The sequence below is a fragment of the Bacillus sp. SRB_8 genome, from assembly GCF_003264205.1.
GTDB lineage: Bacteria > Bacillota > Bacilli > Bacillales > Bacillaceae_G > Bacillus_A > Bacillus_A mycoides.
This window is the reverse complement of record NZ_NADT01000064.1, coordinates 31570-57932: the sequence shown is the minus strand read 5'-3', so window position 1 is coordinate 57932 and position 26363 is coordinate 31570. Positions and strand designations below refer to the sequence as shown.

The window sequence follows — 26363 nt, the reverse complement described above, 5'->3', positions numbered from 1 at the left end:
ATAAAAAAAATCCCAGCCTACAGGCTGAGATTTTTTTTATTGATAATAAGGTGAGATCATTAAGTAAACAATAACACCAGATAAACTTACATATAACCAAATCGGCATCGTCCAACGTACAATTTTACGGTGACGTGTTAATTGATTCGTAAAACCAAACACAAGTGCAAACAATGCAAGCGGTACAATAATTGCTGCAAGGATAATATGTGTAATTAAAATGATGAAATACACATATTTAATGAATCCTTCTCCGCCAAAATGTGTTGCTGGCGCCAAGTAATGATACGATAAATAAGAAACACAAAATAGCAACGTCGTTGTAAATGCTGCTAGGATGAAACCACGGTGCATTTTCACATTCTTCTTAATAATAGAGTATAAAGCTGCTAATAAGAATACGAACGTAAAGCTATTAAAAATTGCATTTAACATTGGTAAAATTGTTACATCAAAATGTACTTCTCCTTCATAGCCAACAGGTCCAAAGAACAAAAATAAAATAATCGCATTTACAATTACAGAAAGCGTTATCACAATAGGAGCATAGCTTTTCTGATTCGTTGATTGATCCACCAAAATGGTCACTCCTCTTCCTTCAAATATGTATACGTAACCTCACTATTTTAACATATTATTCACAGTGTAAATGTGACAATAGTTTGACACAGTAAGACAGGGCAAAGAAAAAACCCTTCTTAACAACACTTCTTAAGAAGGATTTTATCGCTTTATTATTCAAATAGCAATGCGATTAGTTTTTGTTAAAAAACGTACTGCTATACGCTTGATATATTTCAGACACTTGATATCCCATTAATGAAATTGCTGTTAATGAAAAGAAACCAATCATAAGAAATCGAAACCACATATAAATCTCCTCCTTGTATTTAGCTTAAAAAACAGTCGCTATATTACAAGTTGAGTGGCACTCTTCATCGTCACTTTCCTTTTTCTTTACAATTGCTGTTATAAATCGAATCATAAAGAAAATCACAAAAGGAAATTGTTCGTAATTTACCTTGGCATAGTTTGGCAACGGCTCGCGCTGCACATCGAACGGAGATGAGAAGGAATAGAACATACCTTGCTCTTCCATATATACAATTACAATTTTCATACAAAACATTATTCCTAGAAATGAAACAATATCTTGCCATTCTGTCGTATATAAAAAGTTATACAGCTCTAATACGTACTCTTCCATCGTCATCCCCCCTTCCTTTTTTACCATTTTGCTCGCCTTCATATAAAAAGTCAAGAAAAAAGTTTATATTCACTATGACAATAGTAATTACTTGTTTCTATGATTATATATGATTCTTTTATAGCAATGATTGGGTGTAACTCTCTTCTAAAACAAGAAATTAGAATCGAACAGATTCCTCATTCTTACTTTTAGGATTCAACAATGTACTATTTTTATTTCTATTAAAAATAAAATAAGAAATTATTATAAGAACAGTAACAAGCATTGTTAAAAGCGCTTGTGAACGTAAAGATTCAATTGCGAGCATGGCAACTAAAACTGCTATAATCGCAGCAATTGTAACATATGTTACATATGGAAAAAGCCACATTTTCACTTTCAAATTTTGTTGTTCCGCTTTCCCCATTTTTTTACGTATCTTGAAATGTGAAACTGCTATAACGAGATAAACGAGTAACGCAATCCCGCCAGATGCATTCACTAAAAATAAAAATACTTTATCTGGAGATATGTAACTAAAAACAACTCCAATGTAAGCAAAGAAAGTTCCAAATAAAACCGCCCGAACTGGAACACCACTACTATTCAATTTCAAAAATGCCTTTGGCGCATCTCCTCTTTCTGCCATTGAAAAAAGCATTCTTGAGTTCGTATATAAACCCGAATTTAAACAAGAAAGTACAGCTGTTAAAACGATAAAATTCATAATTTGCGCTGCCGCTGGTATCCCTATATGTTCCAGTACCGCCACAAATGGGCTTTTTAGTATGTTCGCCGAATTCCACGGAAGGAGTGTAACAACTACAGCGATCGATCCAATGAAAAATACGAGAATACGCCAAATTACACTATTTGTTGCTGTTTTGACTGCCTTTACAGGTTCGGCAGACTCTCCAGCGGCCACTGCAACAATCTCAGATCCCATAAATGAAAATATAACGACGGTGATTCCAAGTAACACCGAACTTATACCATTTGGCATAAATCCTCCTTGACCTACCAAATTCGAAGTGCCAGGTGCTTCCGTTCCTGGTACAAATCCTAAAATAACAGCTAGTCCAAGACAAAGGAACAAAACAATACTTATTACTTTAATAAATGAAAACCAATATTCAAATTCTCCAAATGATTTCACCGAGAAAACATTCGTCAACGTTAATAAAATCGTTAATATTAAGCTTAATAACCAGAGTGGGATTTCTGGAATCCAGTATTGAATAATACCAGCACCTGCTGTAGCTTCTATTGCAATAACAATTACCCAGAAAAACCAATATAGCCACCCAATTGTATAACCTGCCCATGGACCAATTGCCTCTCTTGCATATGTTGCAAATGAACCACTTGTCGGATTAATAGCTGCCATTTCTCCTAGCATTCTCATAACGAAAATAACTAGAAGTCCTGCTAATGCATATGAAACGATAGAACCTGGACCTGCTGAATGCACAACCGCACCACTTCCAACAAACAAACCAGCTCCTATTACGCCACCAATGGAAATCATTGTAATGTGGCGTATTTTGAGGTCTTTCTTAAGATTTTTATCCAACTCTTGTACATCCCCTTCCAAACTTAATTTTGAAATTTATGTAAGAGTATTATGTGAAAAATCTTATCCTATACTTTAAAATATATCAAAATATTCTGAATTTAACAATCGTAATTCGACCTCCTTCAAAAATTATTTCATTAGGTTTAATAATTTCCCATACACAATTGTTGAGAAAATTATAGTCACCTTACAAAAGAATGAATTTTCAGATATCATTAAATAAACAAGATTATACATCTAGACAACTTTTTGTATAGGAGTGTTGATATGTTAAACAAGTTTAAATTCATTTGTTGTACTTTAGTAATTTTCTTACTGCTACCGCTAGCTCCCTTTCAAGCACAAGCAGCAAACAATTTAGGGTCAAAATTACTCGTTGGATATTGGCATAACTTTGATAACGGTACTGGCATTATTAAATTAAAAGATGTTTCACCAAAATGGGATGTAATAAATGTATCTTTCGGTGAAACTGGTGGTGATCGTTCCACTGTTGAATTTTCCCCTGTGTATGGTACAGATGCAGAATTCAAATCTGATATTTCCTATTTAAAAAGTAAAGGAAAAAAAGTAGTTCTTTCAATAGGTGGACAAAATGGGGTCGTTTTACTTCCTGACAATGCTGCTAAACAACGTTTTATTAATTCCATACAATCTCTAATCGATAAATACGGTTTTGATGGAATAGATATTGACCTTGAATCAGGTATTTACTTAAACGGTAATGACACTAATTTTAAAAAACCAACAACTCCTCAAATCGTGAATCTTATCTCAGCAATTCGAACGATTTCAGACCATTACGGTCCAGATTTCCTATTAAGCATGGCTCCTGAAACAGCTTATGTTCAAGGCGGCTATAGCGCATATGGAAGCATCTGGGGTGCATATTTACCTATTATTTACGGAGTGAAAGACAAACTAACATACATTCACGTTCAACACTACAACGCTGGTAGCGGGATTGGAATGGACGGTAATAACTACAATCAAGGTACTGCAGACTACGAAGTCGCTATGGCAGATATGCTCTTACATGGTTTTCCTGTAGGTGGTAATGCAAATAACATTTTCCCGCCTCTTCGTTCGGATCAAGTCATGATTGGACTTCCTGCAGCACCAGCGGCCGCTCCAAGTGGCGGATATATTTCTCCAACTGAAATGAAAAAAGCTTTAGATTATATCATTAAAGGAATTCCTTTCGGAGGAAAGTATAAACTTTCAAATCAGAGTGGCTATCCTGCATTCCGTGGCCTAATGTCTTGGTCTATTAATTGGGATGCAAAAAACAACTTTGAATTCTCTAATAACTATAGAACATATTTTGATAGTCTTTCCTTGCAAAAATAATAAAAAACAACAATAGGTTTTATATGACCTATTGTTGTTTTTTATTTATGTAAATTACTTTTTCACTTCTACATGATGAAGAAATTCTTTTCCATCTCTTGAATAACTATTCACAAGACTTAAAAGCAACTTCCCACCAACCAACATCGCACGTTCATCAAAATCGAATTGAGGATGATGGTGTGGATATGTTGCCCCTATTTCTTCATTACCGGCACCTGTGAAGAAAAATGCTCCTGGAACATGTTCTAAGTAGTATGCAAAATCTTCTCCGCCCATAATAGGTGGTACTTCCATGACCCTTTCTTTGCCAAGATCGTGTTCCGCAACCGTCATAAAATGACGTGTTTCAGCTACATGATTTATTAATATTGGATAGCCTCGTTTATATTGAATATTAACTTCAGCATGAAGGGACTGACAAATCCCCTCAACAACTCGTCTAAATTCCTTCTCCATATATTCTCTCACTTCAGGATCTAACGTTCGAATGGTTCCTGTAAACGTAGCAGTATCCGCAATAATATTATCGGCTTGCCCGGCATGGAATGTACCAACTGTTAAAACTGCTGATTGAAGTGGATCGACTTTTCTACTCACTAAAAGTTGCAACTGATTAATAACTTGTGTTGCAACGATAATAGCATCTACAGTATGATGTGGCATACCGCCGTGACCACCTCGCCCTTGAATCTTCACTTCAAAAGTATCAGCTGCCGCCATCATTGCTCCAGCTTTCGTTCCAACAATTCCTAAAGGCATCTGAGAAGATAAATGTGTACCAAAAACAACATCTACTCCTTCTAAACAACCATCCTCAATCATGGCAATTGCTCGGCCAGGCTCTTTCTCTTCTGCATGTTGATGAATAAGGACTATTTTTCCTGAAAGTTGGTCTCTGTTATCACTTAATATTTTTGCAACTCCTAAAAGTGTTGCTGTATGTCCATCATGGCCACAAGCGTGCATTACACCAGGAACCTTTGATTTATATGAAACTTTCTTTTCATCTTGAATAGGTAGTGCATCAAAATCAGCACGTAGCGCCATCGTCTTCCCAGGTATTCCACCTTCAATTACGCCGATTACCCCTCTTCCCCCGACATCTGTTTTCACATCAATATGAAAACTTTTTAAAATTTCAGCTATTTTTTTCGGTGTTTCTATTTCTTGAAACGATAGCTCTGGGTATTGATGAAAATCTCTTCGCCACGAAACCATTTGATTATATAAACTTTCCAATTCTTTATGCCATGTTTCTATCATAGAAATTCCCCTTTCTTTTTAACAGTTTAAATAAAAAATACATAATATTCTGTATTTAATCAATAAAAAAAGAGAACTTTCTTTAAAAGTACTCTTAATTCTTCAAAATATTAAACGTTCTACTTCAGTCACTACTTTGCTTCAATACAAATAGTGAAAGTTCCGGTACACTCAAAAATCTAACAGGCATTCGGGTTGTCCCAATACCACGATTTACGTATAAATGTAACAGCTTACTCTTCCCTTCTAATTCATACATACCTTCAACATGACTCTCAGCTAGTTTTGTAGTAATTAAAGGACCTACAAAAGGAATTTGAACTTGTCCTCCGTGACTATGTCCTGACATTTGAAAATCGACTGGATAACGAGATACTTTATCTACAACATCCGGCTCATGTATTAATAGCATATTGAAATCTTGTTGTCTTAAGTTTTTTAAAGTCGAGTCTATTTGTGGCTTCCCTAATAAAAAATCATCCAAACCTGATATTGTAATATACTTGCCGTTTTCCGCTTTAATTTTCTGCACTTCATTTACTAACACAGAAAAACCAGCTTCCTCCATATACTTTTTGTAAAATAAACTACCGCCCCCACCTCTATCATGATTCCCAAACACAGCATATTTTCCTAGGGGAGCTTTAATTTTCTGCAAAATAACCTTTGCTTCTTCTCTTTCCGCACTATAGGATCCAAACTTATCTATTAAATCTCCTGTAAAAACTACTATATCTGGATGTAATTCATTCATCTTCTCCACCAAATTTTCTAGTTGTTTCAATGTAAAATCTGGTCCTAAATGTACATCTGAGAACTGCAATATTTTTTTATTATTAAACTCTTTAGGAATTGTAGGAGCTTCTATTTCATTCCACGTAACTGTTACTAGTCTTCTTTCTATTTCAGTCGCATAGAAATACAAACTTACTGGTATCATTAATATACTTATGAAACTAATAATAAATATCTTTACGATTGATTTTTTTCGTTCTTTTTTTACATGATGCGTATTCATGTTTTCACCTCTAAAATCACTTTAAATCCTTATTGTTACATTAATGTGACAACATGAACAATGTTCGTTATATCCAATTTCATCCCCACTCACTTTGACAAATTTATACAGAAGTCATATCATATTTTTATCATACATAGATTCTTTAAAATGTTCCTTCTATTCATTCTATCATTTTATTGAGGAGAGATTATTCATGTCTGTATTTACACCAGAAGAAATTACGGAACTTGCTGCTAATTCTGGAAGAAAAAAAGCTCATTTATCATTGCTCCCTATGCTAATTCTCGGTTTTTTTGGTGGTGCTTTCATAGCATTAGGATATTTACTTGATATCCATGTTATCGGAACAATGCCAAAATCTTGGGGATCATTTACTAGCTTTTTAGGTGCTGCCGTATTCCCTATCGGTCTTATACTCGTTATCCTTGCAGGCGGTGAATTAGTAACTGGCAACATGATGACCGTTTCAATGGCATGGCTTCACAAAAAAATCGACTTATTTCACTTCATACGAAATTTAGTTATTGTTACGTTTAGCAACTTCATAGGTGCTATATTCGTCGCTTATTTTTTTGGTCATATCGTCGGCTTAACGGAGGGAGCTTTTTTAGCAAAAACAGTTTCTATTGCACAAGCTAAACTACAAGATACACCACTGCAAGCCTTCATTTCTGCAATCGGGTGTAATTGGCTCGTTTGTTTAGCTGTTTGGCTCAGTATAGGAAGTAAAGAATTTATCGGAAAGATTGTCGGTATTTGGTTCCCTGTTATGACTTTTGTTGCGATTGGATTTCAACACGTTGTAGCCAATATGTTTGTCATCCCAGCTGCAATTTTTTCTGGTCATTTAACTTGGGTTGAATATTTTCCAAACTTCATTTTTGTTTTCTTCGGAAACTTAGTAGGGGGTATGTTATTTGTAGCATTACCTTATTTCATATCTTATAATAAGAAACTACCTTCCAATAAAGAGCAAACTGCATTAAAGAAAAAATCTGTATCCGCTTAAATTGAATGTCTATAAATTGGTCCTAAAAAATATTACAAATTTCATTTTTTTTGCGAATATATGTACGTACACTTGTTCTCGAATGTTTTATACGTTATAATAACAACTTAAATAGCATTATTTACATATGAGGTGAAAAACATGAATAAGACAGAATTAATTAAAAACGTAGCACAAAACGCTGAGATTTCTCAAAAAGAAGCTACTGTAGTTTTACAAACTGTAGTAGAATCAATCACTAACTCTTTAGCTGCTGGCGAAAAAGTACAACTTATCGGATTCGGTACATTCGAAGTTCGTGAAAGAGCTGCTCGTACAGGCCGTAACCCACAAACGGGTGAAGAAATGCAAATCGCAGCTTCTAAAGTACCTGCTTTTAAAGCTGGTAAAGAACTAAAAGAAGCTGTAAAATAATGAAAAATAGCCTTCTCATTTATGAGAAGGCTATTTTTTTCATGACATAATTAATAAAAATTTGACCATTATGCTGCTTATTTTGTTCCTTTATGCAAATAAAACCTTTGCTTTCAAAGAAAGGTTTTGCTGTAATACTCGCCTCTGTATATATATCCCTATGCTGCAAGTTCACTGCTTCTTTTTCTAACTTCTGTAGTATGTATGATGCTATCCTTTTTCCTTGATAATCTTTATGCGTAAATAAGCGATCTACGTAATGATCATCATTATAATCCCCAAATCCCACTATCACACCTTTATAATCAGCAACGTAACAAATATTCTTTTCTAAAGACTGTAGCCATCTCTCTCTATCTAGTCGCTCTGGGGCCCACGCCTGTAGCTGTAACTCGTTATAATCTTTCGCATTCACCGTATGAACCGTTTCATAGAACAATTGTAATACTTGCTCTAAATCCTCCTTCTGGAATGTTCTAATTTTAATATCTTTAAACATATGTAAAACTCCTTATCAAACTAACTCTTTTATTTCGGTTATCCGGATAATTATTTCGTGTTTATTTTCGAAACAGCTTCTTCCACTATATATGATTCTACTTCTGCTCTTTCTATATTATATCGACTTTTCCTTCTAAACGAACAATAAACAATACTCATACAAAGTATTGTTTATTGTAAAAAAGCATATTAAATTCGCTTTATAGCTGAAAGTGTTTAAGATTTCAATTTAACTCTTTGTAATCTTAATGCATTTAATACGACTGATACAGAGCTAAATGCCATTGCTGCACCTGCAACCCAAGGAGCTAAGAAACCGAGCGCCGCAATCGGAATTCCTAGGCCGTTATAAGCTAACGCCCAGAATAAATTTTGCTTAATATTTCTAATCGTCATTTTACTCATAAAAATTGCATCAGCAATACTATTTAAATCACCACGGATTAACGTAATATCCGCTGCTTCCATTGCTACATCTGTTCCTGTTCCAATTGCCATTCCAATGTCCGCTGTAGCAAGCGCAGGAGCATCATTAATTCCATCTCCAACCATAGCCACTTTCTTACCACTAGCTTGAAGTTTCTTCACTTCTTCTGCTTTTCCTTCTGGTAATACTTCTGCAATTACGTGATCAATACCAACTTGCTTAGCAATTGCCTGAGCAGTTTGTGTATTATCTCCTGTAATCATAACGACATCTAGACCCATTTTCTTAAGTCTTGCAATTGCGGCTTTTGAAGTATCCTTTACAGTATCTGCAACAGCAACAATTCCAGCATATTCCTTATCTATCGCAATAAGCATTGCTGTTTTTCCTTCTCGCTCTAGTTCTTCCATTGATTTAGAAACTTCTTCAATATCAATATTAAACTTCTTCATTAATCGGCGTGTACCAATTAATAATTGTTTTCCTTCGACAACCGATTCAATACCAAATCCCGGAATTGCTTCAAACGTTTCTGAACTTGGGATATCAATACCCTTTTCTTTAATTCCTTCAACAATCGCTTCTGCAAGTGGATGTTCAGAATTTCTTTCTGCTGCACCTACTAAACGTAGTATTTCTTCTTCGTGGAATCCATCTGCTACAATTACATCTGTTAACACCGGCTTCCCATTTGTCACAGTACCTGTTTTATCTAGAATAACTGTATCTAATCGATGCGTTGCTTCTAAATGTTCTCCACCTTTAAATAAAATACCGTATTCAGCTGACCTTCCTGATCCCGCCATAATAGATGTAGGTGTCGCAAGACCTAAAGCACATGGACAAGCAATAACAAGTACTGCTATCATTTTCTCAAGTGCTCCGCCAAAATCACCAGGTGTAACAAATATCATCCACACCGCAAATGTAATAATAGCAATTACAACTACAACTGGTACGAAAATACCAGAAATTTGATCAGCTACCCTTTGAATAGGCGCTTTCGATCCTTGAGCTTCTTCTACTACTTTAATAATTTGAGCTAATGCAGTATCTCTTCCTACCTTAGTTGCTTTAACTTTTAAAAATCCATTTTTATTCATTGTAGAGCCAATTACTACATCCCCAATTGTTTTATCAACTGGAATACTCTCGCCTGTTAACATCGATTCATCTATCGCTGATTTTCCTTCTACAATTTCTCCATCTACTGGGATTTTTTCACCAGGTTTAACATAGACAACATCACCAGCTACCACTTCTTCGATTAAAATTTTCATCTCTGTTCCATCTCGCACAACTGTGGCAGTTTTCGCTTGTAGTCCCATCAACTTTTTAATAGCTTCTGATGAACGCCCTTTTGCTCTCGCCTCAAATAATTTACCTAAAATAATTAAAGTAATAAGTACCGCACTCGTTTCAAAATATAAATCTGTCATATGTTCTGAAGAACCAATTGATTGAATACTTAAATAAACACTATAGAAATAAGCTGCGGACGTTCCAAGTGCCACAAGAACATCCATGTTTGCACTTTTATTGCGTAGCGCTTTATACGCTCCAATATAAAACTGTCCACCAATGATAAATTGAACAGGAGTTGCAAGAGCTAGCTGTACCCAAGGGTTCATTAGCATATCAGGTAAATAAATAAACGATGTAAATGAGAAATGACTCACCATTGCCCACAATAACGGGAATGATAAAATAAACGAAATAATAAATTTCTTCTTTTGTCGTTCAATTTCTTGTAAGCGATGATCTGTTGATCCATCTTGCTCATCTGATTTCACTTCTAATTTATATCCTAACTTTGTAATCGCACTCTTCATTTCATTTACACTGATTTCATCAGGATTAAAGTCTACCGTTGCCGACTCTAAAGCGAAATTAACTGTCGCTTTGTTCACACCATCTAACTTATTTAAACGCTTTTCAACTCTGTTCGCACATGCTGCACATGTCATTCCTGAAACAGTAAATTCAGCTTTATCACTTACAATTCCATATCCTAACGATTCAACTTTTTCTTTAAAGTATTGCGGATTTGTTTTCGCTGGATCATACATTATTTTTGTTTTTTCAAGTGCAAAATTTACATTTGCATCATGAACACCTTCTACTTTTTTCAGGCCTTTTTCAATTCTATTTGCACAGGCTGCACATGTCATGCCTGATATTTGGAGATTGGCCTCTTTTTGTTCATTCATGTCTCTCACCTCTATATACCCTTATAAGGTATAATTTTTAGCAAAATAAATCGTACTCCATATAAAGTACGATTTATTTCTATATTAAAAATTATTATTGAATTTCATAGCCTTGATCTTCAATTACAGCAACGATATCTTTTAACGTTACAACTGATGAGTCGATAGTAACTTCAACAGTTCCTTCTGCTAATTGAACTTTTACTTGTTCAACGCCGTTTAGTTCTTTCACATTACTTTCAATAGAATTTACACAATGCCCACAAGACATACCCTCAACTTTTAATGTTAACTGTTCCATTTAAAATCCTCCTCTTGTTTATTCATTGTTTATTAATCACAACTACATCTTACCATACCCCCCTAAGGTAATCAATGGTTTTGTATCATGATTTTTATTTTTTTCTAAAATCTTTATTTTTTTGCTCCAATTATGAATTTATATATCTTCTCCTATATAAACAAAAGCCAAGCTAGTCAAATACTAGCTTGGCTTTTATGCTTTTGAAAAACGTTCAAATACTGTCATTAATTCTTCAATTGCTTCGTCACCATTACCATTTTTAATAGCTCCTGAAACACAATGACTCGTATGATTTTTTAAGACACCCATTCCTACTTTTTTCATCGCTGCATTAATCGCAGAAATTTGAACTAAAATATCCACGCAATAACGATCATTTTCAATCATATTTTGAATACCACGGACTTGGCCTTCAATTCTCTTTAATCTATTTATAATTTGTTCTTTTTCTTTTTCTGATCTATGTGTTACTGATTCATGGTCCTTATGATCCATATTATCACCTTCTTAAAGTTTCTCTTCATCCAATAAAACAATTGCTTTTATGAGTATACCAATTATATCATCAAATATCTATGTAGGATACCCCATATGAGTATATTTTCGCTTTATGATTATTCTTAACACATCATTAGCTTCTCAGTCTCAATTAATATGATACCCTTTCTTTTTTTCAAAAAAACAATAATAAGCAGGGATTGTCCATCCCCGCTTATTATTCATCCACAAATATAAAAGTCTCAATTTTCACACGTGTAAATTGAGACTTTTTTCCTCCTATATATAATTATTGCTGATCACATACTTTTGTATCATTCACTACTGAAGTTCCTTCAACGGTTACCGTATGAAAACAGTCATTTACACGAACTGTCACAACATTATCTTGCCGATCAATGATATGATAGTCATTAAAATTTTTATTCAGAGCACTGCGAATTTGTTCTCCTTCATAAATTGGAATACCATGCGATAAAACCCAAATAAGCCCAGCGATAGCAAGAATAGTTTTCATACGATCTACCTCCTTGAGAATATAGTGAACTTTTAATCCATGCTTTTTCAGCTCTATTAATCATGAATGGAATGAATCAAGCCTTTTTGGAAATAAGTTCATTTCGTCTATTTTATGTTTATGCTAATTGTGACCGAATTGTGACAACTTTTTGTCTATTTAGACGAAAAGTTGAAACAAAACTTTCAAAAAGGACAATTCTACTTATAAAAAAAGGTTATGGAATGTTTCATCCATAACCTTTTTTCAGCCCTATTCTACAACTCATCCACCGTACTTCATGTGATTTTTGTAGAGTTATTTTATTTTTATTCATCGACATCAAAACAAAATCTTGAAAAAACTTCCCACACGAGTTCATTTCTACTACTTACCCCAGTCTTTTCAAAAATGGATTTTAAATGATCTTGTACCGTGTATATAGATATACAAAGTTCATGGGCTAATTCCTTTGTCGACATACCTGTAAGAATTTTACGTATTACTTGCTTCTCACGTGTTGTAAAACTATACACTTCCGTAATAAGCGGAAAGATTTCTTCCGGTCTTGCTCTTTCGAATAGAACAACATAACCACCCTGAAAACTACTTGTACGTTCTAACTTACTGGCCCGAATGATTAAAAAATGTCCATAGGCTAAAGGTATACAAACTTTTTCTTCTCTATTCATACAACCTACATTATATTCGTTAGCCTTTACTTTCGAACAAACCGCACGTATTGGCCTTGGTATTTCTTTTATATTTAACTGTTCATACTTTTTAAGATTTGAGAGCCAATCGCTGCCATCTTGATTCCAATATAATAAATTAAAATCCTCACTTAATATAATCGTGCCTGTCCCTATTACCTTCTCTTCTGAAAAAGGTTTAGGAAATACCTTTTTTAAAGCCTCTCCAGCAATTGGGACTATCGTTGCCAAATACTTACAATCATCTATATGAAAAGCGGGACTTGTACTCCCTCGAAATAAACTAAGATGCCCAAAACAGTTCCCCTTACTCATACAAACGCCCCTTAATTCATCTCCAAAACTTGCTGGTTTTAAAATATTTCGGTATCTAGAGCTTTTCTTTTGTTCACCATTTGTCACCATACTAAGAGAAGCAACATGAGGATAGTGTTCTGATAAATATTTAAATTTATTAAAATCATCTTCTAGAAATTCATTCATAAACAATTGTGGATGAATCTTTTCAACACTTTCATCCGTAAATGCCCCAGTAGATAAAAAAGAAATTGGGTCTATAGCTGTAAAACAAGCGGCGTCAAAATCAATGACTTTACGTATTAAGTGGAGAAATGACTCTTGAAATGTCCTTATAGAACTTATACGATTCGCTACCATTGTAATTTCTTTCGTTATTTTTTCATACATCCTCTTCCCCCCAGATTTATGGGATTGTTTCCCTTCATAATTTCATTCCATAATAAACCTATAATACACATACTTAGGAGGTTAAAAATGAATTGGAATGATACTACCGTAAATTCATATGAACAAAGAATTCCATGTAAAATCCCAGGCTACTACAACCTATATGAAATGATGAATTATTTCTTTTTTACTACACTCCCTAAAGAAAATATGAATCCAAATTTACTAGTTATAGGTGCTGGTGGTGGACAAGAAATTCTCTCAATAGGCAAACAAAATAGCAACTTATCTTTTACAGGTGTCGATCCATCTGAAAGCATGCTACAGCTAGCTAAAAAAAGAATTGAAAGCGAAGGCATACAAAATCAAATTCACTTTGTACATGGAACTGTCCATTCATTATTAACCAATCCATTATTTGACGCTGCTACTTGTATGCTTGTTCTTCATTTCATCCCAACTATTAAGGAGAAAAAAGAGCTTCTTAATGAAATTAGTAGTCGCTTAAAACCTGGTGCTTCATTCTTTCTCTCTACAATAAATGGTGTACCCCATACAAGTATGTTTTCTGCACAATTGAATGCTTGGCGCAACCACATGATGCAAAATCAAATTCCATTAGAAGATTGGAACCGATTTGAAAATTCTTTTGAAACAGAAATATTTCCTATTTCCGAAACAAATCTACTAACTATCATGAAGGAATGTGGCTTTATTCACATCACTCGCTTTTTCACAAGCTTTTTAATTGATGGATACGTTGCCTTTAAACAATAATGAAAAAAGGTAAGCAATTGCTTACCTTTTTTCATATACGTCTTCTACACTTGACTAATAAATCTCAATCCTTTACTTAAAGAAGTCGGCACAACAGATGCATGATTCTCCCCTTCAGCTTCATAAAACATAAATCTAAACTGATCGTGTTTTACTTGGAGAAGGCGCTCTGATAATTCGTTTGCACCTAAAACCATATGCTCTCGTTCCAATGACCCAACTGTAAGGAATACTCCCGTTTCAACCTTAGCATTGTTTAATTCATTTATAAGATTCTTTTCTTTTTCAAGCACGGATTGGTTATTCCACCAAATAGATGGACTACTTATAAAATAATTTTGAAAGGCATTTACGTTTGTGAATAGTATATGTAAAGCAAATAGACCACCTAAAGAATGTCCAAATAACGTTTGCTTTCCTTTATCAATCTCAAATTCCTTTTCAATTTGTGGTTTCAATTCTTCTTCAATAAAAGTAAAGAAATTATGCGCTCCCCCTGTTTTAGGCCACGGTTTACCGTCCGGTTTTAACGGGGCATCTTTTGAAATTACGACAGGTGTAAGATCATAGCATCTTTCTTCTCCTGAAAATGCCCCTTCAATTGGATAACCAATACCTACTATAATAGCTGGTGAAACACCTGTTTTCTCTGCTCTAACTGATTGTATTTTAACCGCTTCATGGAATGTCTGAAAAAAGGCATTGCCATCTAATACGTATATAACAGGATATCCTGACTCTGGTGCTGGCTGCCTCGGCTTTGAAATATGAATTTGATATTCTTTACCTTCTAATTTTGAATACATTTTCCACTGTTCTGTATTAAATGTAATAACCTGCTGTTTTTCAATAGTAGTATTCATCTTACATCCCCCCTTCTTAACTCGTTACATATATTTCTACTTTCTCTTCTTGAGATACAACGCTATCGTAACCGAAACAAACAGGAGACCCATTATACGGATCAATCATGACACGTGCATCAATATGAAATACTTCTTTTAACACTTCATTTGTAATTATTTCTTCTGGGCTACCAGTTGTAACGATTTCCCCTTCCTTCATTGCAATAATTTCATCTGAAAACCTTGCTGCATGGTTAATATCATGTAATACCATAACGACCGTACAATTATGTTCTTTATTTAACTTCTCCACAATTTGTAATACATCTAATTGATGAGACATATCAAGATATGTAGTTGGCTCATCTAATAGCAACACTTCTGTCTCTTGTGCTAAAGCCATCGCTAGCCATACCTTCTGTCGTTGACCACCTGATAAATTTGCAATTTGTCTCGTTCGAAATTCAGAAGTTTTCGTTATTTCTAATGCCCAATCAATCATTTCTTTATCTTTTGAAGTTAACTTATTTACGTTATTTCGATGTGGATAGCGTCCATAAGAAATTAACTCTTCTACTTTAAGCTCTCCTGGTGCAATTGGAGTTTGCGGAAGTAAAGCTAACTGCTTCGCAATTTCTTTCGTTGGAATTGTATTTAAATCCTGTCCTTGCAAATATACTTTACCGCTCTTTTGCTTTAAAATTCTTCCCATTGTTTTTAACAATGTCGATTTCCCGCACCCGTTTGGTCCTATAATTGTCGTTACTTTTCCTTCTTGTATTTCCACATTTAAATCGCGAAACACTGTAAGCTTTTCATAACTCGTTTCTAAATTTTTTGCACTTAAAATACTCACTTTTATTCCTCCTCTTACGCTTTCGCCTTATAAAGTAAATATAAGAAATACGGTACACCGACAATAGAAATAACGATTCCAACAGGTAACTCTACAGGGGTGAAAACTGTTTTTGCAATAAAGTCTGAAGCTATTACAAGGAACATTCCGATTACTCCACACGTAGGAATTATATATTTATGCTGAATACCGACGAGCCTTTTCGCTATATGCGGTGCCATTAATCCAATGAAACCAATACTTCCTGAAACAGCAACACATGCACTCACAAGTCCGATACTACTTAATAGTAAAATGGATTTCTCTCGTTCTACTGCAACACCTAAACTTGTAATACTCGTTTCTTCCAATTGAAATAAATCTAATAAATAAGCTTTCTTTTGTATAAGTGGAATTAAAATGATAAGCCACGGTAACATAGCAACAATATACTTCCAGTTTGCACTATATATGCTTCCAGACACCCAAACTGCAGCCATCTCGAAATCAGTTGACTTCATTTTGAGCGATAAATACATAGAAAACGCTCCAAATCCAGATCCAATTGCAATCCCTGTTAATAAAAGACGTTGCGAGTCTAACTTACCGTTTTTCCAAGAAAACAGATAAATTATTATAGCGGCTCCTAGCCCACCGACTAAACCAAACATCGGCATCATCATAATAGAAACCCAGTCTGTGCTCTTTAATTGCCCTTGAAAGAAGAACATGAAAATTACGATGGCTGTACCTGCTCCGGCATTCACTCCTAAAATACCTGGGTCCGCCAATCCATTTCTCGTAATCCCTTGAATTACAGCACCCGCAACACCGAGGCCTAATCCTACTAATCCAGCAATTACAATGCGCGGAAGGCGAAACTCAAAAATAACTAAATCATGGTCTGGTACTGGATCTATTCTAAAGAGTGTTTTAAATACATCTGTAATCGTAATATCAAACGTACCATTCGTTAAACTAATATAAATAGCACATAATATTAAAAATATACTAATCCCCATTGTCATTCCAAAACGTTGACTTGAACTTTTAAGCATGTCTCTCTCCTCCTCTTGTACGGATTAAATAAAGGAAGAAAGGAATTCCAATTAAGGAAGTAACGACTCCAATTGGTGTTTCAAATGGATAGTTTACAAATCTACTTAAAATGTCACATAATGCTAAGAAAACTCCACCAATAACGCCTGCGCAAGGCAAAATCCACTTATAATCTACCCCAATTATAAAGCGCGTAATGTGTGGAATAATTAAACCTACAAAACCAACTTTCCCCACTAAAGCAACTGCTGTTCCTGTTAAAAAAATAACTGATAAAATTGCCATCGCTTTAACTAGTTTTGTACGCTGACCTAGATTAATAGAAACTTCTTCTCCTAAAGAAAGAATGGTAATAGATTTTGATATTAATAGTGCTAAAATTATACCAATTATCCCAAATGGTATCGTGATTTTAATGATATTAGGGTCCACTTGATCTAACTTTGCATTAAACCAAAAACTAACATTTTGAGAAATTTGGAAATATGAAGCCATCGCAGCCGATACACTACTTAAAAATGTTCCAATAACTGTCCCTATAATTGCTAATCTAACAGGGGATAAGCCATTTTGAAGGAGTGAGCCAAAACCAAACACTATACCGGCTCCTAGTGCAGAGCCAATCATTGAACATAAAACCATACCAATCGATGACATTCCCGGAAGAAAAATCATACAAAGTGTAATAACAAAGGCTGCACCATCCGTCACACCCATAATAGAAGGGGATGCAAGATAGTTTCTTGTCATCCCCTGCATAAGTGCTCCTGATATGGCTAGAAATGCTCCGACTAAAAGAGCTGCAACTACCCTTGGTAAACGTGAAGTAATAATAATATTATGATTTACATCGCTTGAATCAAAATGAAATAAAGCATTCCACACTGTTTCAGCATCAATGTTTTTCGCCCCATATAAAACAGAAAGTATAACTGTAAATAAAATCAATATGGGTGCTATACATAAAATGGTTACTGGTACCGCATTCGTTTTCTGCATATCATTCAACGCACCTTACTTATTGTATTATTTAGATAAATTTTTCACTGCTTCTTTTAAGAATGCTGTTTTACTCCAAGCTGTGCCACCTTGGGCCATTGGATCTACAACGTTTACAAATACTTTCTTTTCTTTCGCAGCATTCATACTTTGCCAAATTGGATTGCTTTCAATTTCTTCTAGCACTTTCGGGTTTTTATTTTCACTTGCCTCATATTGTAAGAAAACATAATCTGGGTTAAGTTCAGCAAGTTTTTCAAATGAAATTTTCTCTTGTGCTTTTACAGTTTTAAGTTGTTCTGGAGCAGTTAGTCCAAGATCTTTATAAATTACAGGGTTGAAGTATACTCCTTCTGGATATAGGAATAATTCATTTGCTCTTAGTCTAATTACAAGTACTTTTTTGTCTTTTAACTTATCTCCTAATTTTGCTTTTGCTTTTTCAGCGTCCGCATTGTAATCTTTAATAATTTTTTCTGCTTTATCTTTTTTACCAGTTAATTCTCCCATTAACTTTAAGTTATCTTCCCAATCTGTTGAAACGTGTGATACCGGGAACGTCGGAGCTACTTTCGTAAACTTTTCAGCTGTTTCTGCTGGGAATTTCGTACTAGATGTAATAACATCCGGTTTTAATTGAAGTAATGTTTCAAAATTAGGTTGCATTTTTTCACCCACAGATTTTGCACCCTCTAATTCTTTTTCAAGATACTTTGGTAATTTACCACCTACAGTAATTGCACCGACTGGTTTAATTCCAAGTACTGCTGCATCTTCCATTGACTCTAAACTAGCTGTCGTAATTTTATCTACTTTTGCTGGTACTGTGTATTCTTTACCTAAATATGTAATTTTTCGTTTTTCATCTTTTTTTGTTTCCGTAGCTTTTGTCTGTTGCTTTTGTTCCCCTGAAGTTTTATCCGTACTATTACATGCTGCTAAACCTACACTTAAAACTGTAACCATCCCTAATGTAAATAACTTCTTGTTCATCTTTATATATCTCCTCTCAAAACTTGTAAATAGATTATTTTTATATGAAAACTTAACTACATGAAACTTGTCCCAAACATATATTTCATTAGATTAATAATTTTATCCGGAACTCATTCTCATTCACTTCCCCTAAACTATAATTCTTTTACACTTCACCCATCGATAACCTTTTTAACTGATAATGATTATCGTTACTAAGTATATATTTAATATGCAATTATTTCAAGAATGATTTGAAAAATTTTAACAAACTGAATTAAAAAGAAGTATCCGCCTATTATTAGCGAGATACTTCTTTTTTTAGAAAATTATATGTAATTCAACTGGACAATGGTCTGATCCCATTATTTCACTGTTAATTTTCGCCTCTGTTATTTTGTCTTTCATTCTTTCCGAGACAACAAAATAATCTAAACGCCATCCAATATTTTTTGCTCTCGCTCCCATACGATACGACCACCACGAATATGCTCCTTCCTGATCAGGATAAAGGTAGCGATACGTATCAACAAATCCTTCTTCTAAAGTACGTGTAAACTTCTCCCTCTCCTCATCAGAGAATCCAGGGTTTTTACGGTTACTTTTTGGATTTTTTAAATCTATTTCTTTATGTGCGACGTTTAAATCTCCGCAAAAAACAACTGATTTCTTTTCATTTAATCGTTTAATATAGGCTCTGAAATCATCTTCCCATTTCATTCTGTAATCTAAGCGTTCTAATCCACGTTTGGAGTTTGGTGTATATAACGTTATCATGTAAAAATCTTCAAATTCTAACGTAATAACTCGTCCTTCTTGATCATGCTCTTCAATCCCTAAACCATATGTAACAGAAATCGGTTCTTTTTTCGTGAAAATAGCCGTTCCTGAGTAGCCTTTTTTCACAGCATAATTCCAATATGTATAATATCCCTCGGGATTTAAATCAATTTGTCCACTTTGTAATTTAATTTCCTGTAAACAAAATATATCTGCATTAGATTCTTCTAGATATTCTAGAAATCCACCTTTTGCAATAACTGCTCGCAAACCATTTACATTCCATGAAATCAACTTCATCTATGTTCCTCCTCTTGATGTGCATTTTCAATTTTCATGCTAACACAAAATAGATACCCTATCATAGTTTCATCTTTGTAATCTTGCTCTTACATTCGTAAATACGTACATACGTACTTTATTCAGGTTATACTAATGCCAGAGGTGATGTTCTGTGCATAATGAAGTGTTCACAGTAACAAATGAGTATTGGCAAGCAATTATTCATAATGACTCCACATATGATGACAAATTCTTTTACGCTGTAAAATCAACCGGTATTTTTTGCCGACCATCATGTAAATCGAGAATACCGAATAAAAACAATGTACGTATTTTTCTTAAGGCAGAGCAAGCATTACATGAAAATTTTCGTCCGTGTAAACGTTGTAAACCAAACGGGCTAACTTTACCTAATGAAGAATGGGTAGAGCAAATTAAAGAATATATCCAAAAACATTATTGTGACGTGCTAACCCTCGACTTACTCGCAGAAATATGCCATGGTAGCCCTTATCATCTACAACGCACTTTCAAGAAAATTGTAGGGATTAGTCCAATAGAATATATACAGCAATTCAGAATTAAAAAAGCGACAGAATACCTTTTACATACAAATCAATCCATTATGGAAATTAGTACTGATGTCGGGATAGAAAATCCGGAGTATTTCGCGACTTTATTTAAAAAGAAGACAGGATTTACCCCTACTGAATATCGAAAAAAGAACGGAATAAAAGAGGTATGAAATAATGAAACCATATGAAAATAAAACTATATATTGGACATTGCTTATTCATAAACATTGGCGTATGCATATTGCAGCTACTTCAAATGGATTATGCTTCATCGGATCGCAAAATGAAACTTTTGAAGAACTAAATACGTGGGCTAGCAAAAAACTGCCACAACATACATTCATCCAAAATCCAGATTATCTGCAAACATACACAAAAGAACTTATCGAGTATTTGGAAACCAAACTAGAAACCTTTACAATTCCTATCGATGTTTACGGAACTGCATTTCAATTAGCTGTTTGGAATACGGTACGTGAAATTCCTTATGGGGAGACACATTCTTATTCAGAGATTGCGGAAAAAATTCAAAAACCTAACGCTGTACGTGCAGTTGGGACTGCCGTTGGGGCAAATCCTCTGCTTATCACTATTCCTTGTCACCGCGTTATTGGGAAAAATGGTAAACTTACCGGTTTTAGAGGTGGTTTAGAAATGAAAAAAGAATTGCTCAAATTAGAAGCGCTTCGGGAGGAGTAAATATGACAGAGGATTGTAATGAAATATTGTCTTTAGTCGTTCCAAAAGAATTTAGTTTTCAAGAAAACTTACGCTATCTATCGCGTTCTAAAAATGAATGTATGTTTCATATTGAAAATAATAAAATCTATAAAGTCATTCCTGTTCAAAACATAAATCCATTAGTTGAAATTGGTTTGAATGCCGATAGTAATATTCAAATACGTTTTTTAGGAGAATCATATGTCTCTGAAAAATGGGCACACGATGCCGTATCTAACTATGTAAAAGAGTGGTTTGATTTAACTACTGATTTAGCTCCCTTCTATAAATTAGCTAAACACGACCCACTCCTTCAAAAACCCATTAAAGAATTTTACGGTCTTCGTACTTTGGGAATTCCGGATTTATTTGAAGCACTATGCTGGGGGATTCTAGGTCAACAAATCAACCTCACATATGCCTATACTCTAAAAAGAAGATTAGTCGAAAATTTTGGCGATTATGTAGATTGGAACGGTAGAAAACATTGGATATTCCCATCACCTGAAGTAATAGCAAATTTAGATGTAGAAGATCTCGCAACATTAAAAATGACTACAAGAAAGTGCGAATACTTAATTGACGTCGCGCAGCTCATTACAGAAGGTAAATTATCAAAAGAATCTCTATTACAAATACAAGATGTGAAGCAAGCTGAAAAACAATTAACTAGCATTCGCGGTATAGGGCCATGGACAGCTCACTATGTTTTGATGCGTTGTTTACGATTCCCTTCAGCTTTTCCAATTGATGATGTTGGTTTGCATAATGCTATCAAATTTATAACAGGTGCCGAAAAGAAACCGACTAAAAATGAAATAAAAGAATTTGCATCAAATTGGACAAATTGGGAGTCTTACGCGACTTTTTATTTGTGGCGGGTGCTATATTAAAATTTCCTAATAAAAAATAGATAGGGAAACCTATCTATTTTTTCACATGTAAAAACTTCACACATACTGGCTCTGGAACATTTACGTCCGTCTGTACAATCGTTAGCTCCCCTGTCATTTCATCCCTAGCAAATAAAGTCAAAGTATTAGATCTTTCATTCGCTGCAATTAAAAATTTTTCATCCGGATCTAAAGAAAAATCACGTGGCCAATCCCCTTCTGTCGATACTGTTTCAATAAAAGCGAGCTCTCCATTGTGCTCATTCACTCGGAAAACCGCGATACTATTATGTCCCCTATTTGCTGCGTAAACAAACTTGCCATCAGAAGAAATGTGAATTGCACTTCCGTAACTATCTTTTCTAAAACCTTCAGGTAATGTAGAAATGTATTGTTTTTCTTTAAAACTGCCACTCTTTGCATCATATTGAAGTACAATAATCTCTGAACTTAATTCTGTCATAACATATGCATACTGCGCACTTGGATGAAATATAAGATGCCTTGGACCACTACCATGTTTTACAGATAACCGTGTAACTTCTATTAGTTCTCCATCACTTTCTTTATATGTAATCACCTTGTCTATTCCTAAATCAACTGCTACTACATATTTTTCATCAGGAGTAAAATCCATATAATGAGCATGTGCCTTTTCTTGCCTTTCCTTATTTGGTCCTGACCCTTTATGTTCTACAATTACCGTAGCAGCATTTAAACTTCCATTATCCTTTTTCACTAAATAGGACTCTACTGTTCCTTTATGATAATTAGCTGCTACTACTATACTATTCTCCCGATTCACACTTACATAGCACGGCGATACCCCTTCTAAAACTTGCATGTTAATCGAATTTAGATTACCGGATTTATTATGAATGGAAAAACTAGCAATTCCACCTAACCCATTATCTTTCGCAACAGAATAAAGGTACTCGTTGTTATGACTAATCGTTACATATGTCGGACTTCCTATATGAGCTGCTAATTCAATCCCTTTAAGTTCTCCGATGTTCGTATCAAGTATAAATTTATAAATCCCCTTACTCTCTGCTTTGGTATATGTCCCTATATAACCATGAAACTGATTTTCACTCATAACATTTCCCCCTTTTACAAACGTCTTGTAACAAGTTTCACTTTGTATTTTTTACTATAGGAAAGAACCAAGTAGCACTTCATTACTACTTGGTTCTCTTTTTAAGCTTGTTCTTCAAATCGTCTTGCGATTTCTACAATTACTTGAACAGCTTTTTCCATAGTATCTACCGAAACATACTCAAATTTACCGTGATAGTTTTCACCGCCAGTGAAAATATTTGGCGTTGGTAATCCCATATACGATAATTGTGATCCATCTGTTCCACCACGAATTGGATGGATGTTCGGTTCGATATTTAAACTTTTCATCGCTTCATATGCAATATCAACAATTTCTCGCACTGGTTCAATTTTTTCAAGCATGTTATAGTACTGATCATTCATCTCTAAAACAATCGCATCTTCACCGTACTTCTCTTGCATGTTTTTCACAATATCTTTAATGTTATTTTTACGCGCTTCAAAATGATTACGATCAAAATCTCGAATAATATAGTAAGCTTTACTTTGCTCGACATCACCATTTAAAGAGAGTAAATGATAAAACCCTTCATATCCCTCTGTATATTCTGGCGCCTCTTCTACTGGCAACTGTCTATCGAATTCCATAGCGAGTTTACTTGCGTTACGCATTTTGTTTTTCGCTGTTCCAGGATGTGTATTTGTCCCTCTAAAAGTTAATTTGGCGCTTGCAGCGTTAAAACTCTCATATTCTAAACCACCTAATGGACCTCCGTCCATCGTATAAGCAAACGATGCACCAAACGCTTCTACATCAAAATGAGCTGGCCCACGACCAATCTCTTCATCTGGTGTAAATGCTACTCTTATTTTTCCATGCTTAATTTGCGGATTATGTATTAAATAATTCATTGCGACCATGATTTCTGTAAGACCAGCTTTATCATCTGCTCCAAGAAGTGTTGTACCATCAGTTGTAATAATTGTATGTCCTTTATATGATGGTAATTCCGGGAACTGTTCAGGTGTTAACACAACATTTAATTCTTCATTTAACGTAATCGCATTACCATCAAAATTTTCATAAATTTGTGGTTTTACGTTTTTCCCTGTAAAATCTGTTGCTGTGTCTAAATGAGCTAAAAAGCCGATTACAGGAACATCCTTATCTGTATTAGCAGGCAGTGTTGCCATTACGTAACCATTTTCATCCATCGTCACTTCTGATAACCCAATCACTTTCAACTCTTCCACTAATAACTTACCAAACTCAATTTGCCCTGGTGTTGTAGGCACTGTATGACTTTCTTCATTTGATTGTGTATCAATCTTTACATATCTCGTAAATCTTTCAATAAGTTCTTGTTTCAAATTCGTTCACTCCTTTTATAGTTCTCTCTCTATTATAATCCTTATAACGAAATATTTTAACTTTTTTGACTGTGGAAATATATATCCATTTACATTTTTAATAAATCATAAAAAGACATAATATTTGTACATTGAAATTCAAACATGTAATATACATCATTATATATTGGGAGGTTTTAAAGATGAGGCTAACTCTCTTTCGCTATTTTCTTTTTTTCCTAGGATTAATTTTTTTTGGACTTGGAAATGCTCTCGCAGTCAAAGTTAAATTCCTCGGTTTACATCCTTGGGAAGTTTTAAATATGGCTCTCTACCAACGGTTTGGGTGGACAATTGGTACTTGGAGTGTCATATGTGGATTATGTCTCGTTCTTATCTCTTTACTAGTAGATCGAAAATATATAAACGTGGGCACATTTTTAAATGCACTACTTATCGGTCCTATTATGGACTTTTTCTTACAATCAAAAATCCTTCCAAACGCTAGTGATTATTTATGGATAAACTTACTCATTTTATTTTCTGGTATTGCAATTACAGGCATTGGGGGCGGCATGTACGTTGCGGCTGGCATTGGTGCTGGACCCCGCGATGGATTCATGCTTACCATTTCTGACAAAACTGGGTTATCTATTAGCTGTGCTCGAATTATTGTAGAATGCTCTGTACTAGTCATTGGATACATGCTAGGAGGTCCTGTTTTTATCGTAACTTTTCTATACACTTTTATTCAAAGTCCAATATTCCAGCATTCATTTAAGGTATTTCAAAAACTCTTACATACTTTAAATAACAAAAACAAAGAACGTATTAGTGAAAATATTTAAAACTCAACTTAATGCAAAAGAGTGTGTTTTAAAAGTAATTTTTAAAACACACTCCATATACCCCATTTCATTCTTCTCTCCATAATCTCTCTACATTCATTAATTGCTCTTCTTTAAATTCTAGCTTATATATATCCGGTTTGGATGTATTCATTAAAAATTCAAGTCCATATTGATTATCAAAATAGTTCATCATTAGTGTCATTACAAGCCCATGTGTACCAATTACAATTTTATGTCCTTGAAAATTCATTAATATTTCTTTTAACACTCTCACTACTCTTCGCTGACAATCCGCATATGACTCTCCATCCGTCAGTGCATATTCTGGATTAAAAAACATCTCCTTTACAAGTGGGTACACTTCCTTATCCGATATAATTTTATTTTCATTTGAAAACTTACACTCTTTAAGATCTTCATATACTAACATTTCTTTTTCATGGAGATCCGCTGACTCTTCTATCGTTAACATAGCCCTCTTATACGGACTTGAAATGAAAGTATTAATTCCCTCTGTTTCTAATATCTCAGTTATTCTTTGAGCATCTAAAATTCCCTTCTCAGTTAATCCACGTGTTCTTTCATTTCCTTCTAATTTTGGCGATTCACCATGCCTAACCATATAGATATATGTATTCATAATTCCTCCTTGAAAATATTTATAAGTTAATTACTTACTTTAATCTTTTCCGTATCAAA

At 34.4% G+C, this 26363-nt stretch carries 28 protein-coding genes; 8 read left to right on the top strand and 20 right to left on the bottom strand.

All coding sequences use genetic code 11. The annotated features are described in order from the left end of the window. Positions 1–36 precede the first annotated feature (36 nt). The 3 genes from B5P40_RS30380 to gabP form a co-directional block, all read right to left on the bottom strand. Complete coding sequence (locus tag B5P40_RS30380; protein ID WP_000228316.1) at positions 37–579, bottom strand: DUF420 domain-containing protein; 543 nt, start codon at positions 577–579, stop codon at positions 37–39. Positions 580–895: 316 nt separating this feature from the next. After that, the gene (locus tag B5P40_RS30375; RefSeq protein WP_080019309.1) at positions 896–1234 is read right to left on the bottom strand and encodes a hypothetical protein; all 339 of its coding nucleotides are present in this window, start codon (positions 1232–1234) and stop codon (positions 896–898) included. 133 nt (positions 1235–1367) lie between these two features. Beyond that, a complete protein-coding gene (gene gabP / locus B5P40_RS30370) occupies positions 1368–2762 on the bottom strand; it encodes a GABA permease (protein WP_000360102.1) in 1395 nt (464 codons plus the stop codon). 270 nt (positions 2763–3032) lie between these two features. Between gabP and B5P40_RS30360 the strand changes: the two genes are divergently transcribed. Beyond that, entirely contained in the window at positions 3033–4115 is a 1083-nt protein-coding gene (locus tag B5P40_RS30360; RefSeq protein WP_113710442.1) for a chitinase, read from the top strand. Between the two features lie 54 nt (positions 4116–4169). Here B5P40_RS30360 and B5P40_RS30355 read toward each other — a convergent pair whose 3' ends face one another. Both B5P40_RS30355 and B5P40_RS30350 read right to left on the bottom strand, forming a co-directional pair. Continuing rightward, complete coding sequence (locus B5P40_RS30355; RefSeq protein ID WP_113710441.1) at positions 4170–5381, bottom strand: M20 metallopeptidase family protein; 1212 nt, start codon at positions 5379–5381, stop codon at positions 4170–4172. 124 nt (positions 5382–5505) lie between these two features. Continuing rightward, positions 5506–6399, bottom strand: coding sequence for a metallophosphoesterase (locus tag B5P40_RS30350; protein ID WP_113710440.1), 894 nt, complete (start codon positions 6397–6399; stop codon positions 5506–5508). Positions 6400–6595: 196 nt separating this feature from the next. Here B5P40_RS30350 and B5P40_RS30345 point away from each other — a divergent pair, with 196 nt between their 5' ends. Together B5P40_RS30345 and B5P40_RS30340 are read left to right on the top strand one after the other, a co-directional pair. Beyond that, the gene (locus tag B5P40_RS30345; RefSeq protein ID WP_113710439.1) at positions 6596–7411 is read left to right on the top strand and encodes a formate/nitrite transporter family protein; all 816 of its coding nucleotides are present in this window, start codon (positions 6596–6598) and stop codon (positions 7409–7411) included. A 141-nt stretch (positions 7412–7552) separates the two neighbouring features. Then, positions 7553–7825: an HU family DNA-binding protein gene (locus B5P40_RS30340; RefSeq protein WP_002033657.1), complete on the top strand. Its 273-nt coding sequence runs from the start codon at positions 7553–7555 to the stop codon at positions 7823–7825. 19 nt (positions 7826–7844) lie between these two features. Here B5P40_RS30340 and B5P40_RS30335 read toward each other — a convergent pair whose 3' ends face one another. From B5P40_RS30335 to B5P40_RS30310, 6 genes are all read right to left on the bottom strand, one after another. Further along, a complete protein-coding gene (locus B5P40_RS30335) occupies positions 7845–8324 on the bottom strand; it encodes a GNAT family N-acetyltransferase (RefSeq protein ID WP_002033656.1) in 480 nt (159 codons plus the stop codon). Positions 8325–8542: 218 nt separating this feature from the next. Further along, positions 8543–10963 carry a heavy metal translocating P-type ATPase gene (locus B5P40_RS30330; RefSeq protein ID WP_113710438.1) on the bottom strand — a complete coding sequence of 807 codons (2421 nt, stop codon included), beginning with the start codon at positions 10961–10963 and terminating at the stop codon, positions 8543–8545. A gap of 94 nt (positions 10964–11057) precedes the next feature. Then, positions 11058–11264: a copper chaperone CopZ gene (copZ, locus tag B5P40_RS30325; protein ID WP_002033654.1), complete on the bottom strand. Its 207-nt coding sequence runs from the start codon at positions 11262–11264 to the stop codon at positions 11058–11060. 195 nt (positions 11265–11459) lie between these two features. Further along, positions 11460–11762 carry a metal-sensing transcriptional repressor gene (locus tag B5P40_RS30320; RefSeq protein ID WP_002014668.1) on the bottom strand — a complete coding sequence of 101 codons (303 nt, stop codon included), beginning with the start codon at positions 11760–11762 and terminating at the stop codon, positions 11460–11462. 292 nt (positions 11763–12054) lie between these two features. Continuing rightward, positions 12055–12282: a hypothetical protein gene (locus B5P40_RS30315; protein ID WP_002190443.1), complete on the bottom strand. Its 228-nt coding sequence runs from the start codon at positions 12280–12282 to the stop codon at positions 12055–12057. A gap of 308 nt (positions 12283–12590) precedes the next feature. Further along, positions 12591–13661, bottom strand: coding sequence for a helix-turn-helix transcriptional regulator (locus tag B5P40_RS30310; protein ID WP_113710437.1), 1071 nt, complete (start codon positions 13659–13661; stop codon positions 12591–12593). 87 nt (positions 13662–13748) lie between these two features. On the opposite strand from B5P40_RS30310, the gene B5P40_RS30305 reads away from it, so the two are divergent. Continuing rightward, complete coding sequence (locus B5P40_RS30305; RefSeq protein ID WP_113710436.1) at positions 13749–14438, top strand: class I SAM-dependent methyltransferase; 690 nt, start codon at positions 13749–13751, stop codon at positions 14436–14438. Between the two features lie 44 nt (positions 14439–14482). Here the strand turns inward: B5P40_RS30305 and B5P40_RS30300 are convergent, their stop codons facing one another. The 6 genes from B5P40_RS30300 to B5P40_RS30275 form a co-directional block, all read right to left on the bottom strand. Then, entirely contained in the window at positions 14483–15301 is an 819-nt protein-coding gene (locus B5P40_RS30300; RefSeq protein ID WP_113710435.1) for an alpha/beta hydrolase, read from the bottom strand. A gap of 16 nt (positions 15302–15317) precedes the next feature. Next, positions 15318–16139, bottom strand: a complete 822-nt coding sequence (locus B5P40_RS30295) for an ABC transporter ATP-binding protein (protein ID WP_002014663.1) — start codon at positions 16137–16139, stop codon at positions 15318–15320. Positions 16140–16153: 14 nt separating this feature from the next. Further along, complete coding sequence (locus tag B5P40_RS30290) at positions 16154–17176, bottom strand: FecCD family ABC transporter permease (protein ID WP_002128652.1); 1023 nt, start codon at positions 17174–17176, stop codon at positions 16154–16156. After that, positions 17169–18176, bottom strand: coding sequence for a FecCD family ABC transporter permease (locus B5P40_RS30285; protein ID WP_002014660.1), 1008 nt, complete (start codon positions 18174–18176; stop codon positions 17169–17171). The genes B5P40_RS30290 and B5P40_RS30285 overlap by 8 nt, the downstream gene beginning before the upstream one ends. Positions 18177–18203: 27 nt before the next feature. After that, complete coding sequence (locus tag B5P40_RS30280; protein WP_113710434.1) at positions 18204–19169, bottom strand: iron-hydroxamate ABC transporter substrate-binding protein; 966 nt, start codon at positions 19167–19169, stop codon at positions 18204–18206. 303 nt (positions 19170–19472) lie between these two features. Further along, positions 19473–20231, bottom strand: a complete 759-nt coding sequence (locus B5P40_RS30275) for an exodeoxyribonuclease III (RefSeq protein ID WP_113710433.1) — start codon at positions 20229–20231, stop codon at positions 19473–19475. 154 nt (positions 20232–20385) lie between these two features. Here B5P40_RS30275 and B5P40_RS30270 point away from each other — a divergent pair, with 154 nt between their 5' ends. The 3 genes from B5P40_RS30270 to B5P40_RS30260 are packed head-to-tail and all read left to right on the top strand — an operon-like array spanning position 20386 to position 22401. Continuing rightward, entirely contained in the window at positions 20386–20958 is a 573-nt protein-coding gene (locus tag B5P40_RS30270; RefSeq protein ID WP_113710432.1) for a bifunctional transcriptional activator/DNA repair enzyme AdaA, read from the top strand. Between the two features lie 4 nt (positions 20959–20962). Beyond that, complete coding sequence (locus tag B5P40_RS30265; RefSeq protein ID WP_113710431.1) at positions 20963–21487, top strand: methylated-DNA--[protein]-cysteine S-methyltransferase; 525 nt, start codon at positions 20963–20965, stop codon at positions 21485–21487. Positions 21488–21489: 2 nt separating this feature from the next. Then, a complete protein-coding gene (locus tag B5P40_RS30260; RefSeq protein ID WP_078175323.1) occupies positions 21490–22401 on the top strand; it encodes a DNA-3-methyladenine glycosylase 2 in 912 nt (303 codons plus the stop codon). A 34-nt stretch (positions 22402–22435) separates the two neighbouring features. On the opposite strand, the gene B5P40_RS30255 is transcribed toward B5P40_RS30260, so the two are convergent. Next, positions 22436–23500, bottom strand: a complete 1065-nt coding sequence (locus tag B5P40_RS30255) for a lactonase family protein (RefSeq protein WP_113710430.1) — start codon at positions 23498–23500, stop codon at positions 22436–22438. Positions 23501–23601: 101 nt separating this feature from the next. Further along, entirely contained in the window at positions 23602–24834 is a 1233-nt protein-coding gene (pepT, locus tag B5P40_RS30250) for a peptidase T (RefSeq protein WP_113710429.1), read from the bottom strand. Positions 24835–25016: 182 nt separating this feature from the next. Between pepT and B5P40_RS30245 the strand changes: the two genes are divergently transcribed. After that, positions 25017–25661, top strand: a complete 645-nt coding sequence (locus tag B5P40_RS30245; protein ID WP_113710428.1) for a YczE/YyaS/YitT family protein — start codon at positions 25017–25019, stop codon at positions 25659–25661. A 67-nt stretch (positions 25662–25728) separates the two neighbouring features. Here B5P40_RS30245 and B5P40_RS30240 read toward each other — a convergent pair whose 3' ends face one another. Next, positions 25729–26304, bottom strand: a complete 576-nt coding sequence (locus tag B5P40_RS30240; protein ID WP_113710427.1) for a histidine phosphatase family protein — start codon at positions 26302–26304, stop codon at positions 25729–25731. Between the last annotated feature and the right edge of the window lie 59 nt (positions 26305–26363).

Excerpts from the sequence above, each read along its gene's own strand:
- B5P40_RS30375 (WP_080019309.1), bottom strand. The coding sequence starts at position 1,234 with ATGGTAAAAAAGGAAGGGGGGATGACGATGGAAGAGTACGTATTAGAG.
- B5P40_RS30360 (WP_113710442.1), top strand. The coding sequence starts at position 3,033 with ATGTTAAACAAGTTTAAATTCATTTGTTGTACTTTAGTAATTTTCTTA.
- B5P40_RS30355 (WP_113710441.1), bottom strand. The coding sequence starts at position 5,381 with ATGATAGAAACATGGCATAAAGAATTGGAAAGTTTATATAATCAAATG.
- B5P40_RS30350 (WP_113710440.1), bottom strand. The coding sequence starts at position 6,399 with ATGAATACGCATCATGTAAAAAAAGAACGAAAAAAATCAATCGTAAAG.
- B5P40_RS30345 (WP_113710439.1), top strand. The coding sequence starts at position 6,596 with ATGTCTGTATTTACACCAGAAGAAATTACGGAACTTGCTGCTAATTCT.
- B5P40_RS30340 (WP_002033657.1), top strand. The coding sequence starts at position 7,553 with ATGAATAAGACAGAATTAATTAAAAACGTAGCACAAAACGCTGAGATT.
- B5P40_RS30335 (WP_002033656.1), bottom strand. The coding sequence starts at position 8,324 with ATGTTTAAAGATATTAAAATTAGAACATTCCAGAAGGAGGATTTAGAG.
- B5P40_RS30330 (WP_113710438.1), bottom strand. The coding sequence starts at position 10,963 with ATGAATGAACAAAAAGAGGCCAATCTCCAAATATCAGGCATGACATGT.
- copZ (WP_002033654.1), bottom strand. The coding sequence starts at position 11,264 with ATGGAACAGTTAACATTAAAAGTTGAGGGTATGTCTTGTGGGCATTGT.
- B5P40_RS30320 (WP_002014668.1), bottom strand. The coding sequence starts at position 11,762 with ATGGATCATAAGGACCATGAATCAGTAACACATAGATCAGAAAAAGAA.
- B5P40_RS30315 (WP_002190443.1), bottom strand. The coding sequence starts at position 12,282 with ATGAAAACTATTCTTGCTATCGCTGGGCTTATTTGGGTTTTATCGCAT.
- B5P40_RS30310 (WP_113710437.1), bottom strand. The coding sequence starts at position 13,661 with ATGTATGAAAAAATAACGAAAGAAATTACAATGGTAGCGAATCGTATA.
- B5P40_RS30305 (WP_113710436.1), top strand. The coding sequence starts at position 13,749 with ATGAATTGGAATGATACTACCGTAAATTCATATGAACAAAGAATTCCA.
- B5P40_RS30300 (WP_113710435.1), bottom strand. The coding sequence starts at position 15,301 with ATGAATACTACTATTGAAAAACAGCAGGTTATTACATTTAATACAGAA.
- B5P40_RS30290 (WP_002128652.1), bottom strand. The coding sequence starts at position 17,176 with ATGCTTAAAAGTTCAAGTCAACGTTTTGGAATGACAATGGGGATTAGT.
- B5P40_RS30285 (WP_002014660.1), bottom strand. The coding sequence starts at position 18,176 with ATGCAGAAAACGAATGCGGTACCAGTAACCATTTTATGTATAGCACCC.
- B5P40_RS30280 (WP_113710434.1), bottom strand. The coding sequence starts at position 19,169 with ATGAACAAGAAGTTATTTACATTAGGGATGGTTACAGTTTTAAGTGTA.
- B5P40_RS30275 (WP_113710433.1), bottom strand. The coding sequence starts at position 20,231 with ATGAAGTTGATTTCATGGAATGTAAATGGTTTGCGAGCAGTTATTGCA.
- B5P40_RS30265 (WP_113710431.1), top strand. The coding sequence starts at position 20,963 with ATGAAACCATATGAAAATAAAACTATATATTGGACATTGCTTATTCAT.
- B5P40_RS30260 (WP_078175323.1), top strand. The coding sequence starts at position 21,490 with ATGACAGAGGATTGTAATGAAATATTGTCTTTAGTCGTTCCAAAAGAA.
- B5P40_RS30255 (WP_113710430.1), bottom strand. The coding sequence starts at position 23,500 with ATGAGTGAAAATCAGTTTCATGGTTATATAGGGACATATACCAAAGCA.
- B5P40_RS30245 (WP_113710428.1), top strand. The coding sequence starts at position 25,017 with ATGAGGCTAACTCTCTTTCGCTATTTTCTTTTTTTCCTAGGATTAATT.
- B5P40_RS30240 (WP_113710427.1), bottom strand. The coding sequence starts at position 26,304 with ATGAATACATATATCTATATGGTTAGGCATGGTGAATCGCCAAAATTA.